Annotated in this window: 16 protein-coding genes and 1 tRNA gene; 12 read left to right on the forward strand and 5 right to left on the reverse strand. The window is 49.1% G+C overall.

Going from position 1 to position 12,163, the window contains the following annotated elements:
* Positions 1–25 precede the first annotated feature (25 nt).
* The 5 genes from EYC62_06525 to EYC62_06545 all read left to right on the forward strand — a co-directional run bounded on the left by EYC62_06525 (position 26) and on the right by EYC62_06545 (position 3,447).
* Complete coding sequence (locus EYC62_06525; GenBank protein TAH33682.1) at positions 26–319, forward strand: hypothetical protein; 294 nt, start codon at positions 26–28, stop codon at positions 317–319.
* A gap of 12 nt (positions 320–331) precedes the next feature.
* The gene (locus EYC62_06530; GenBank protein ID TAH33683.1) at positions 332–616 is read left to right on the forward strand and encodes a hypothetical protein; all 285 of its coding nucleotides are present in this window, start codon (positions 332–334) and stop codon (positions 614–616) included.
* A gap of 50 nt (positions 617–666) precedes the next feature.
* Positions 667–855 (forward strand): DUF2933 domain-containing protein, encoded by a 189-nt coding sequence (locus EYC62_06535; protein ID TAH33694.1) that lies wholly within the window; start codon positions 667–669, stop codon positions 853–855.
* A gap of 132 nt (positions 856–987) precedes the next feature.
* Complete coding sequence (locus EYC62_06540) at positions 988–3,078, forward strand: copper-translocating P-type ATPase (protein TAH33695.1); 2,091 nt, start codon at positions 988–990, stop codon at positions 3,076–3,078.
* 18 nt (positions 3,079–3,096) lie between these two features.
* Positions 3,097–3,447, forward strand: coding sequence for a DUF3147 family protein (locus EYC62_06545; GenBank protein TAH33684.1), 351 nt, complete (start codon positions 3,097–3,099; stop codon positions 3,445–3,447).
* Between the two features lie 325 nt (positions 3,448–3,772).
* On the opposite strand, the gene EYC62_06550 is transcribed toward EYC62_06545, so the two are convergent.
* Both EYC62_06550 and EYC62_06555 read right to left on the reverse strand, forming a co-directional pair.
* A complete protein-coding gene (locus EYC62_06550; protein TAH33685.1) occupies positions 3,773–4,189 on the reverse strand; it encodes a helix-turn-helix domain-containing protein in 417 nt (138 codons plus the stop codon).
* Positions 4,190–4,457: 268 nt separating this feature from the next.
* Positions 4,458–4,544 (reverse strand) — tRNA-Leu (locus tag EYC62_06555).
* 279 nt (positions 4,545–4,823) lie between these two features.
* Between EYC62_06555 and EYC62_06560 the strand changes: the two genes are divergently transcribed.
* The 4 genes from EYC62_06560 (at position 4,824) to EYC62_06575 (ending at position 7,356) form a co-directional block, all read left to right on the forward strand.
* Positions 4,824–5,405, forward strand: a complete 582-nt coding sequence (locus EYC62_06560; protein ID TAH33696.1) for a DedA family protein — start codon at positions 4,824–4,826, stop codon at positions 5,403–5,405.
* Positions 5,406–5,463: 58 nt separating this feature from the next.
* On the forward strand, positions 5,464–5,988 hold the full coding sequence (locus EYC62_06565) for a disulfide bond formation protein B (protein TAH33697.1): 525 nt from the start codon (positions 5,464–5,466) through the stop codon (positions 5,986–5,988).
* Complete coding sequence (locus EYC62_06570) at positions 5,981–6,568, forward strand: demethoxyubiquinone hydroxylase family protein (protein TAH33686.1); 588 nt, start codon at positions 5,981–5,983, stop codon at positions 6,566–6,568. The genes EYC62_06565 and EYC62_06570 overlap by 8 nt, the downstream gene beginning before the upstream one ends.
* A 107-nt stretch (positions 6,569–6,675) precedes the next feature.
* Positions 6,676–7,356 carry an NUDIX domain-containing protein gene (locus EYC62_06575; protein ID TAH33687.1) on the forward strand — a complete coding sequence of 227 codons (681 nt, stop codon included), beginning with the start codon at positions 6,676–6,678 and terminating at the stop codon, positions 7,354–7,356.
* On the opposite strand, the gene EYC62_06580 is transcribed toward EYC62_06575, so the two are convergent.
* Positions 7,357–7,923 carry an HNH endonuclease gene (locus EYC62_06580; GenBank protein TAH33688.1) on the reverse strand — a complete coding sequence of 189 codons (567 nt, stop codon included), beginning with the start codon at positions 7,921–7,923 and terminating at the stop codon, positions 7,357–7,359.
* 263 nt (positions 7,924–8,186) lie between these two features.
* Here EYC62_06580 and EYC62_06585 point away from each other — a divergent pair, with 263 nt between their 5' ends.
* Both EYC62_06585 and EYC62_06590 read left to right on the forward strand, forming a co-directional pair.
* The gene (locus tag EYC62_06585; GenBank protein TAH33689.1) at positions 8,187–9,056 is read left to right on the forward strand and encodes a transporter substrate-binding domain-containing protein; all 870 of its coding nucleotides are present in this window, start codon (positions 8,187–8,189) and stop codon (positions 9,054–9,056) included.
* 325 nt (positions 9,057–9,381) lie between these two features.
* Positions 9,382–10,092: a hypothetical protein gene (locus EYC62_06590; protein TAH33690.1), complete on the forward strand. Its 711-nt coding sequence runs from the start codon at positions 9,382–9,384 to the stop codon at positions 10,090–10,092.
* Here EYC62_06590 and EYC62_06595 read toward each other — a convergent pair whose 3' ends face one another.
* Together EYC62_06595 and EYC62_06600 are read right to left on the reverse strand one after the other, a co-directional pair.
* Positions 10,093–10,509, reverse strand: coding sequence for a hypothetical protein (locus tag EYC62_06595; GenBank protein TAH33691.1), 417 nt, complete (start codon positions 10,507–10,509; stop codon positions 10,093–10,095).
* Between the two features lie 71 nt (positions 10,510–10,580).
* Positions 10,581–11,276 carry a phospholipase gene (locus tag EYC62_06600; GenBank protein TAH33692.1) on the reverse strand — a complete coding sequence of 232 codons (696 nt, stop codon included), beginning with the start codon at positions 11,274–11,276 and terminating at the stop codon, positions 10,581–10,583.
* Between the two features lie 122 nt (positions 11,277–11,398).
* On the opposite strand from EYC62_06600, the gene EYC62_06605 reads away from it, so the two are divergent.
* Positions 11,399–12,163, forward strand: a 765-nt coding sequence (locus EYC62_06605; GenBank protein TAH33693.1) for a hypothetical protein, incomplete at its 3' end; no start/stop codon positions are given.

Raw genomic sequence — 12,163 nt, forward strand, 5'->3', positions numbered from 1 at the left:
GTTTATCAACCAAAGGAGAAACGCTATGACTAATACCAAATGCCCTTACTTACATACTATGTTTGCCATGTGCATGACCTTCATGACGCTATATACTTTATGTGTCGTTGGCTGGATATTTTTTCCCGACCTTGCCGGTCATGAAGTGTTGACCGTTTTGATTCCCAAATTCCAGTTTCTAGATATCGTCAATTTTATGTATGGCTTTATAATGACTGGAATTTACGGTGCTGTGATCGGAGGCATTTATGTATTCTTTTCCGAGCTAGCCTGCAAAATATTCCAGCCTTCTTCCTCTTCTTCCAGCTGCTGCAAATAAAGGAGATTTCAAATGAAATTCGTAAAACATATTCCTAGCCTTTTACTTGTTATGATTCTACTCGCGGGTTGTGCCAGCAATGGCATGGATGCCGCCAATGGCCGTCCCATGTGCCCGATGATGGACGGTAAATCCTGCTGCTGTTGCCAAAAGATGATGGAAAGCAAAGACTGTTCTTGCTGCCAGAAAATGATGGAAAGCGGGATGATGAAAGATAAATCCGCAGCGCCTGCCGATGCCGTAAGTCCGGAAGATCATAAAAAGCATCACCCGCAAGACAATAAAGAGGTGAAATAATGACACTCGCCCATCAGCATGATCCGAATTGTCATAAACCCCACAATCCTATGCGGTTTGCCTGGCTAATTTATTTAACGCTAGCCGGTATCGTCATCCTCTACCTGCTGGAATATCACTGGCAGCATACTATTGGCGTTCTGCCATATTTGATTTTATTGTTATGCCCGCTGATGCATTTCTTCATGCCGCACGGGCATCATCACCATGATGAAAAAGACAATACGCCAAAACCATAATTATTACTGGGAGTAAGTTTCATGCATCAGCATCAGGTTAAGACTTCGGAAACAGTCAGTTGCCATCATGCGAAGCATGAAGTTTCCATCAAAATAGCATCGGGCGGGGTGGATATGATCTACACTTGCCCGATGCACCCGCAAATACGACAAAAGGGTCCTGGCAATTGCCCTATCTGCGGCATGACGTTGGAGCCAGTGAATGTTTCATTGGACACCGGCCCCGATCCCGAACTGATCGACATGACGCGCCGGTTTTGGGTGTCTGCGGTGTTATCGTTGCCGCTGGCGCTGTTTGTGATGGGGGCGCATCTTATTCCCAATCTTCCGCATGAATGGCTCGACTCGCAAATATCGCACTGGATACAGATGCTGGTTGCGACACCGGTGGTACTGTGGGGAGGTTGGCCGTTTTTCGAGAGAGCAGTAGCCTCGGTCAAGCACAAAAGCCTCAATATGTTTACCCTGATCGCGCTTGGCGTAGGCGTGGCTTATCTATACAGCCTGATCATCACGCTATTTCCAGATTCAGTCGCCCGTTTTACCGGCGGCATGATGCTCGATATTTATTTCGAGGCGTCGGCGGTAATCACGGCTTTGGTACTGTTGGGGCAGGTTTTGGAATTGCGTGCCCGTGCGAATGCCAGCAATGCTATGCGCGCGCTGTTGGATCTGGCCCCTAAAATGGCACGCATTATCCGCGACGGCGACAAGGAAGAAGATGTGGCTTTGTCCGAAGTGCAAAAAGGCGATCTGCTGCGTGTACGCCCCGGTGAAAAAGTACCGGTGGATGGCGTGGTCGTGGAAGGGCACAGCAGCGTCGATCAATCGATGCTGACCGGTGAATCGGTGCCGGTGGAAAAAAGCGCCGGAGATAAAGTGACTGGCGCAACGCTCAATGGCACTGGCGGTTTTACTATGCGCGCTGAGCGCGTAGGCAGCGAAACTATGTTGGCGCAGATCGTAGATATGGTCGCCAAGGCGCAACGTTCGCGCGCGCCCATTCAGCGCATGGCCGATACCGTTTCCAGTTATTTCGTGCCGACGGTGATTGCGGTTGCGCTGCTTACCGCGATGATTTGGGGAATATGGGGGCCGGAACCTAAACTGGCTTATGCTATCGTCAATGCAGTTGCGGTTTTGATCATCGCCTGTCCCTGCGCGTTGGGTCTTGCAACACCCATGTCCATTATCACCGGAACCGGTAGAGGCGCGCAGCTAGGCGTGCTGATTAGAAACGCCGAGAGTTTGGAGATCATGGAGAAAGTCGATACCCTCATCATCGACAAAACCGGCACGCTGACCGAAGGCAAACCAAAACTGATAGAAGTGGTTGTCGCGCCTGGCTTCGAGCAAAACGAAACATTACGGCTGCTGGCAAGCCTTGAAAAAGGCAGCGAGCATCCGCTGGCAGCGGCGATTGTAAAAGGTGCGGAAGAACGCGGCCTTAAACTGGCAGCAGTGCAGGATTTTTCCTCCATCACTGGTAAGGGCGTGAAAGGAACGATTGACGGCCATACCGTAGCGCTTGGCAATGCAGCGCTTTTTTCTACGCTTGGAATTGATTCCGCATCCCTGACGGCCAGCGCCGAACAATTGCGCAGCAAAGGTCAAACCGCCATGTTTGCCGCCATCGACGGCAAGCCCGCCGCCGTGATCAGCGTGGCCGATCCTATTAAGGCCACAACAGCGGAAGCACTAAAGCAGCTCAAGGCAGAAGGTCTGCACATCGTCATGCTGACCGGCGACAGCAAAGCTACCGCGCAAGCTGTGGCCAGCCAGCTCGGTATAGACGACATCGAAGCGGAAGTGCTGCCCGAACGCAAAAGCGAAGTGGTGCGGCAACTGCAAGCGCAGGGACGCAAAGTGGCCATGGCCGGGGACGGGGTCAATGACGCCCCCGCATTGGCACAGGCACAAGTAGGCATCGCGATGGGAACCGGCACCGATGTGGCGATGGAAAGCGCTGGGGTCACCTTGGTAAAGGGCGACCTGATCGGCATCGTGCGCGCGCGCCGCTTAAGCCACGCCACCATGCGCAACATCCGGCAGAATCTGTTTTTCGCTTTTGTCTATAATGCGCTGGGCGTGCCGATAGCAGCCGGGATTCTTTATCCTTTCTTCGGTATTCTGCTAAGCCCCATTATCGCCAGCGCCGCTATGGCGTTGAGTTCGGTTTCGGTGATTGTAAACAGTTTGCGATTGCGGTCGGTAAAAATCTAATCAAACAGGAAACGCATTATGACTTATCTTTTAATTAAAGCTTTAGTGTCTGGATTGTTGATCGCTATTATCTCGGAAATCGCCCAGCGCAGCCCAAGTTTGGGGGCGCTCATTGCTTCTTTGCCTCTGGTTTCGCTGCTAGCGATTATATGGTTATGGCGCGATACAAATGATATCGAAAGAATTGCGATTCACGCCGAATCGACCTTCTGGCTGGTGCTGCCGACCTTGCCGATGTTCCTAATATTTCCCGCTTTACTAAGGGCCGGAATAGAATTTTGGATGGCCCTGATTCTGTCTTGCTTCCTCACAATTGCATTATATTTAGTAACTATTTGGTCGCTGAGTAAATTTGGATATAGGCTATAGGTAATTAAACTTAGTATCGTTTTAGAGTCGCCTCCATTTGGCTGATTTCCCGCGTTTGCGACTCGAGAATTTTCTTACATAAGTCCACAATTGCGGGATCATCGAGCGGAGAAATTGTTTGTTATCTATTGAAGCCTGAGTGCGAACGACATAGAAACGGGAGTTGGATACCGGCTGAAGGGCTGATTGGTTATCCGTATTTTATGTCGGTGTATAAGAAGTATATAAGGAGAGTACAGAGCGGACACAGCAGCAAAATAGCAAATACGGGCTGTTATATATGCGCACTCATCCCCGCGCGACGGTTGCAAGGTAAATCAATAATTTAGAGGTGTATGACCCCGAAATCTTGTTCAGATTCGCATGCCTTCCGATTTGTTTTTGGTTCTCCCTGCCATACATGTCGCCTGCCTGCCATTATTTGATGCCAAATAAAAGAAGAGCCACGGAAATCAAAAGCCAGTTTATAGACGCTGGTTGCGCCGCGCTTGCCCCTGCTTTTACCTCGCCGTTTTATAATGATGAGTTCCTTCTTCTCCAGCGCCTTCAAATGCCGCGCTATTTGCCGTTTAGAAAGCCCTGTGATGCGGGCGAGGGTGTGGATGGAGGGCCAGCATATGTTCTTCTTATTCGCGAACAGGCATAAAGCGCCGTAGGTTTTCATGGCCGAGCCGTGCATATCATGGCACATGACCAGCTGCATCGGTATTTGAACGAATCTACGGTAGGGGAAGTCGGTCATATGTTTTCTCGCAGGCCACTTTTAAAATTTTAAAAATCCTCGCGGGGTGCTTTGAAGATCGGTGACAGGAAAGTGATTTTGCCTGCCCCCATGCCACTAGGGGGATGTGGGGTAGGGTGAAAAAATAAGTTTGGCTTAAAAATAATCCAAGTAACATAGGCCTCGCAGACATCACCAAATTGATTTTGGTGATGTCTGTGTGATGTCTACCAACGTTTTTGAAGTTTATAACGTTTTGTTTAAAATCAGGTAAGTGCCTGATTTTAAATGGTGCCCCCGGTCGGGGTCGAACCGACACATCCTTGCGAATACCAGATTTTGAGTCTGGCGCGTCTGCCAGTTCCGCCACAGGGGCAAACCTATAGAATCTCTGGCCGGATGGGCATAATAGCGTCAAACTCCGCCTCGTCAACGGGAATTTTAAGGTCCGGTTTTATTGGGGTTCTTTGCAATCTGGCACCGGAATCCCCACCCCAAATTTGCCCAGCGCCAGGATTGGTGTGGCGGCTGGCGTTGAAGAAAGGCAAATTTGACCCTCCCTCAAGGGGAGGGTAGCAAGAGGGAGAGTAGGGTATAATTACGCACAAGCAACCGCGCCTTTCTTTCGCCGTGAAAAACCGCTACATCCATGCGCATGCTTCATCGTCTTTATAATTGGACCATCGCCAAGGCGCAATCGCCGCACGCCGAACGCGCGCTGTTCGGGATTGCGTTCATCGAATCCTCGTTCTTTCCCTTGCCGCCGGATGTGTTATTGATCCCGATGTGCCTCGCCGATCGCGCGCGGTCCTTTCGATTCGCCGCGCTGTGCACCGTTGCTTCGGTTCTGGGCGGGTTGTTCGGGTATTTAATCGGGCATTTTTTATTTGAAACCATCGGCCAGAATTTGATCGACCTGTACGGGCTGCACGAACAATTCGCGCATTTTCAAAATTACTTCCATCAATATGGTTGGTGGATTATCGTGCTGCTGGGCCTGACGCCGTTTCCATACAAAGTCGTCGCGATCAGCAGCGGATTGGTCGGATTGAACCCGTTAATCTTCGCCAGCGCGTCATTGTTGATCCGCGGCGCAAGGTTTAATCTGGAGGCGTTTTTATTGTACCGGTATGGCGAGGCAATGCGCCGTTTTATCGAAAAATATTTGCCACTTTTGACACTGGCGTTTTTCGCGCTATTATTGTCCGGTATACTGGCCGTTAAATATTTATTGTAGGTTTTTTCCCATGTGCCCGATTATGTGCTTGCGCAAATTGTTCGAACCTTTCCCGGCGATGGCGGCGATTTTTGCCGCGTCCACCGCGATCTTGCTGGCGGCGCTGGCGTTTCAATATATCGGCGGGTATCAGCCTTGTATTTTATGTTATTACCAACGCGTGCCCTATGCGGTGATTTTGGCTGGCGGATTTATTTATGCTTGCGCCTATTTGTGGTCGCGCTGCGTGTTGCAGGGCGATGGGTGGGACGACAAGGCGGATCTCGAGGCACGCCGGGTGATCACTATGTTATTCATCCCGGCCGCGATCGTGTTTTTGATCGGCGCGGGATTGGCGGCCTATCATGTCGGCGTTGAATGGAAATGGTGGCTTGGGCCGGATGTGTGCGCCATGCCGGGGCAAAGCACTCCGGATGATTTGAACGCGCTGTTCAATCAGATTATGAATACGCCAATCGTGCATTGCGACGAAGTGCAATGGAGCCTGTTTGGCATTTCCATGGCGGGATATAATGTTTTGATGTCGCTTGGCCTTGCGGCATTCAGCCTGATTGCGTTTTACCGGAGCCGTAAAAATGGCTAAGGCAAAGGCGAGGGGCGAGAGGCGAGAGGCGAGAGGGAGGCCGCGTTCTGCCAAATCGGCGCGACGCAAATCGCCGCAAATCGAACGGATCATTCGCGTCGATCACGCCGGCGAATATGGCGCGAAAAGAATCTATCAGGGACAGATGAAGGTGCTGGGCAAAAATCCGCGCCTGAAAAAATTATTGCAAGAAATGATGGATCACGAATTGGAACATTTGCAATATTTTGAAAATGCCATTCCGGCGCGGCGCGTGCGCCCAACCGCGTTATTGCCGCTGTGGCATATGGGCGGATTCGCGATGGGCGCGATCACCGCGATGATGGGTGAAAAAGCGGCGATGGCGTGTACCGTCGCGGTCGAAGAAGTGATTGAACAGCATTACCAAAAACAATTGGCGGAACTTGGCGCGGACGAACCCGATTTGCGCCTAGCAATAGAAAAATTCTGCGCCGACGAAGTGCATCACCGCGATATTGGTCTGCATCACGGCGCCGAGCAAGCGCCGGGGTACGAATTGCTGTACAAAATCGTCAGCAATATTACCAAGCGCGCCATCTGGCTGTCGGAACGGATTTAGGTTTTCTGGCCTATAAAACCCAGGCAAAACAGGGCTTTCCTTCGCTATTGATTCTGTAAAAGATATGCCGTATAAAGCCTTTGCAAGAAATAGCAAAAAGGTTGGGTATGAAAAAATCTACTATCGGATCGGCGTTGCGCCGGGCAGTTGAGGAGAAAACCAGATTGGGCGCTCCATCTCGAATTGTTTCAGAAGAATCGATAGGGACTAAAGGCCGATTCGGCAATGTGCGGCGCCTTAAAATTTCAACGCCTGCTTTATCTGGACCAAAAAAAACCGTCACTCGTTTTGTGACCATGGGCGGCAAATCGGTTTCGGTGCTGGCGCACGACCCATGGAAAGATAAAATTGTGCTGGTGCAAGAATTGGCGGCGGGTTTATTGGCTCGCGATATACAGACAATTTTCCGTGGTTTAATTGCCGGCGGCATGAATAAAGGGGAAAGCCCGGAAAAAGCCGGCTTGCGGGAATTAAGACAAGAAACCGGATTGCAGGGTCTTTCTACCAAATTAATCCAGCGTCTTTTACCGGTGGCCCCAACCGTATCCACCCATCAAGCCTGCATGATTTATGTGCAAGTGGATTTAACAAGTTGGACGGGCAAAGATAAACCACGCAAAGATGGCGATGGCATAGTAATCCCGCGCGTAGTAAGCACCGCCGAATTTCTGGAATTATGCGCCACCGGGGAATGCGCCAGCCAAAACATGGCCGTGGCCGCAATGTGGTATAAACAAAAAGCTATGTGGTTAAGCTTGGCCAAACCGCCGGTGCGCGCCGCCAGATAATTATTCTTCCAATTCCGAATCCCAATATAAATAATCGCGCCAGGATGTGTGCAGATAATTCGGCGGGAAGGCGCGGCCATTTTCCTGTAACTGAAATGAATTGGGCGAATATGGTTCTTGTAATGGGAACATGCCGACCTCGTTGCACAATTTATTGCCCTTGGCCAAATTGCACATGCCGCATGCGGTGACGACGTTATACCAAGTGGTGCGTCCGCCACGCGATTTCGGGATAACGTGATCGAATGTCAGATCGTGGGTTACAAACCGTTCGCCGCAATATTGGCAAGAAAACCGGTCGCGTAAAAATACATTGAATCGGGTGAATGCCGGGCGTTTGGTGGTGGCGATATATTCTTTTAATGCGATTACGCTGGGCAATTTCATGGTCAGGCCGGGCGAGTGAACTTCGCGGTCATATTCGCTGACAATATCGACGCGGCCCAAGAACACTGCTTTGATAGCATCTTGCCAAGACCAGACGGATAAAGGGTAATAAGACAGGGGGCGGAAATCGGCGTTCAAAACCAAAGCATGACAGGATTCCAGGCTGGAGAAGGTTGTCATGACCTTATCTCCTTCGCGCTGGAACAGCGCATTGGCATGATGGTGTAAAAATTGGTGCCGGGAGCCTCCCTTACCTATGATTTTATCTTAACATTGATTAATAAATGTTCAATATTAAGCCCTTGTATTATTTTATTTTATCATAAAATCGGGATAAAATGTAACATCTATGGGGTTTTAGCACTAATTTCCTTTTAAGAAATAATGTGGAAACAGGCCAAAATTTGTGTTATGGTACACCGGATTTGTAAAAGGAAACCATTATGAATAAACGCGATTTTATCAAGGCATTGGGAACGGCAGCAGTGGCCGCGCCAGTCGCTGCTATTACTGTTGGTCAAGTACGGCAAAGAGAAGCCGCCGAGCAAGGCGAAAGCGTTTACGCCCGCGTGATGCGCACGCGTAAAATTCGCTGTGGATATGTTACCTATTCTAATTGGTTGAATAAAAATGCCAATACCGGAAAATTTTCCGGTATTTTTTATGAAATGATGCAGGAGTTTGGTCGTATTACCGATTTACAAATTGAAATTACCGAGGAAGTGGGTTGGGGCAATATGTTCGAAGGCCTTGCAAACAACCGGTACGAAACTGTTTGTATGGGGATTTGGGAAAGTATGCCACGCGTGCGCGCTGCCGATTTTACTGGCGGATTATTTTATAATGGCGTTGTTGCTGTTGCGCGCAAAGATATGACCCGTTTTGATAAAAATTTAGATTTGATAAACGACCCATCGGTTTTGATTGCTACGATTGATGGTGAAATGGCAGCTCAAATTGCCAATAATGATTTTAGCAAGGCGAAATTAACTTCGATGCCGCAAACAACCCCATTCTCAGAATTACTGTTGAGCGTGGTGCAAGGTAAAGCAGATGTTACCTTTGTCCAGCCTGATGCAGTATCAGAATTTTTAACGCATAATCCAGACACTTTGAAAATCTTGCGTCAGGAGCCGCTGCGCGTGTTTAAAACCGCATTCCCAGTAAAAAAGAACGAACCGGAATTTTTAAATTTCTGCAATGCCACGATTGCACAAATGCACAATGACGGTTTCATTGAAAAATTGCTGGCGAAATATGAAAAACATCCGGGCACATTTTACCGGATCGCCAAACCATATATAACAGCGTAATTAATTGCAGGGGCAGAAAATGACTAAAGAAGGCGGCGGCGATATTACTTGGGAAGATTTGGGTTCAGGGCCTGATGGTAAAGAAACCGCCGCGAAAAAATCTGGCAAATCTCAGCGCGGAAAAGCTGGTCAAAAAGTGGAATCAGAAGCCGTGCGGGTGGCCATAGGGTTAAAAGAAGGAAATTATCGCTGCTAGATAATTTCTAGAAACATAATTGTATTTTTATAAAATCCCGCTTGGTCTGACCGGCGGGGTTAAATAAACAAAATTATAAAAGGGGTAATAATATCAGGCCGCGGGTTTGATAAAAGACGGATTTTACGCATGGAAGCCGATCCATTGAAATTGGAACAAACGAATTTGGAATTAGTGGCGCCGCATTACCCACAGTTTCAGCGCGTTCTGATTCATCAAATTACCAATCATCTCAATCCAAGCCAGTCAAAGCCAATCAATGTTTTACAGATTCGTCATGCGGCAGGCACCACCACGCGTCAAATTTTGGCGGCATCGCCGCATTTATCGGTCACTATCTTGGAGGACCGGATAGATGTGGCGGAGCAGGTTGCTCTTTCATTAAATACCCAATCAGGACAAAGCCGCGCGAGTGTGCTGCACGCCGATCTCGTTCAATTCAGCGAGCCTGTATTATATCCCGATTATCAAGTTGTCATGGCCGTAGAACTTTTTGCCAACTTTTCCGCCAAAGATAGAGACTTGGCCGCAGAAACCGCCTATGGAAAATTGCCGATAGGCGGGATATTTATTTATGCGGGGACAATTGCGCATGATGACCCGAACGATCACAGCGCCGCATATACAGAACAAAAAATGGCTTTTGGGAATTTTGACGATGCCTATGGATCAATAAAAAGAGCGCATTGGAACGCCGAGTATGAGCGCGGTAATGAAAACAAAATTACCGAATCCGGGCTGTTTGCGTTGGCCCAGGCGGCGGGGTTTTCCGGCCCGGATTGCAGATTTGTCTATCGCCGGCGGATGGAAGCGATTTTCGTTGCGATTAAAACGCGGTAATTACCCGCAAACTTCGCGTTGTTTTTCGCCGCTATCCTGCAATTTCAATGTTTGCGACAGGGGCTTGCCGTTAATCGTGTATTTCAACGCGATACTTTTTTTATTCTCTAAATATTGCAGCGACAATAATTGAAATTTGTCTTTGGGAATGACATACGGCAAAAATCCGCAAATATTCACCCACGCCAGTTTTTCCAGCATTTCGCCTTCGATTTTTTTGCCTTCCCAGAATTTGGCGCTGGAATGCACCGTTACGGTAAAATTATCGGTGCTGAAAGGTCCGCTGCTTTGCGGATCGATGGACCGGCAGAAATCATGGTCGATTTTGGCTTCTGGAATTGTGACGATGGTGACCATACCGTCGTCCGGTCCGCAACCTTCTTTGTATATGGCGACGGGTTCTATGGAATTACTCATGGCAAAACCTATGGGTGAGAGGGAGAATAAAAAAGCGATGGTGCAGATCAATAAACGTATCATGATACATCCTATGGTAAATTTTTGGTCAGAAACTGCGCCGCCTCGTTAATGCTTTGCTCGGAAATGGAGTGGCCCATGCCTTGATCCATGCGCGCATCGGCTGGAACACCGGCGTCTTCCAAATATTTTTGCGCATCGATCATATTTTGCGCCGGTACGACTTCGTCCATATCGCCATGCCGTAACATGACCGGCGGTTTTGATTTTATTTCGCTGCCCAAGGATTCGGGTTGCAACAAACGGCCGCTGAATGCAACGATTCCGGCAATTTGTTTGTCGCGGCGCAATCCCACATGCATCGCCAGCATCGCTCCTTGTGAAAATCCAACCAATGCCAGTTTATCCGGGCCGATTTTATATTCCGCCAACAATTCATCGATCCAGGCATTCAAAATCTGCGCCGCTTCGCGTCCGCCCGCGACCAATTTTTCCATCGGCCAGTATGTCAACATGCCGCTCCGGTTGCTGGCGTCCATATCGAACAATGAAAACCATTGCCTTCCATAAGGATTGCCTTCGCAGGAAAATGGGGCGTGCAGCGCGATGAATGCCGTTTCGGGCAGGGACGGGGCCCATTCCTGGGACAGCGGAAATAAATCATGCGCATCGGCGCCATAGCCGTGCAAAATCACCACCAGCGATTTTGCCTTGCCGGTTTGCGGGGGGAATAAAGGGCCGGTTTTTTGCGGGAGTTTCAAAGTCATAGACAGTCATATATATACAAAAGCGGGGCATCCGCCTAGCCAACAAACGGTGAATGCTGCATTCTTTATTAATTACAATATTTCTTATTTGGATATTTTATAAAAACTGCTATAGTGCCGTCATGGTTCAGATTCCAAAAATGTATGTCGCAGAAATGCGGTATGGCCCGGCGCCGCGTTCCCTTGGATTAAAAGGTGCCGGCGTATTGACTATGCGCGCCAATAGCGGATTTTACAATTTGGGGCATGCGCAGAGAACGGCAATTCTGCGGGAAGTTTCGGTCGATCCGCGAACCGGTAACAAATCCGCCGCCGCTTCCATTCCATTAATTGTCAACGCAACCTTTCTGGTAAATGGGGATGACAATAAAAAATGGGCCGAGGCGCAAGCAGGCAGCTTTAACCCGGACAATGCGCAAGCATGGGATTATGCCCGGTTTCGTGAAACGCTTGGGGCCAAAGGAATTTTACCCCACAGCATTGATGGAGAGCCTTCTGAAAGTTCGGCTCTGATTTGCGGCGAAACCACATATCGCTATCATTTGATGGGACGGCCGCCATCATCGGGAATTGCATGTCAGGTTGGATTGTGGACGGCGCCGGATCAAGTGATCGTTATCCGGCAGGCAGAAATTAAAGATGGGCAAGAAGCAATCACGGATACCGTACCCGCCGATCAATTGCCGGGATTGTGGGATCAAGCGGCGGCGCATATGCAAGCCAATATTTTTCCTAAAATAAAAACAAAAGAACAAGAACCGCCTCGTAAAAGACCCAGCGCTCCGGCATCCTCATTGTTGCAATCTAAAATTAGAAGCGATGGCGCTTTGACGCCAAAGCCAATGACGACTGAAGAGTATATTAGGCAGTGGCAATTGGGATATAAA

Source organism: Alphaproteobacteria bacterium (assembly GCA_004295055.1).
Taxonomy (GTDB): Bacteria; Pseudomonadota; Alphaproteobacteria; order SHNJ01; family SHNJ01; genus SHNJ01.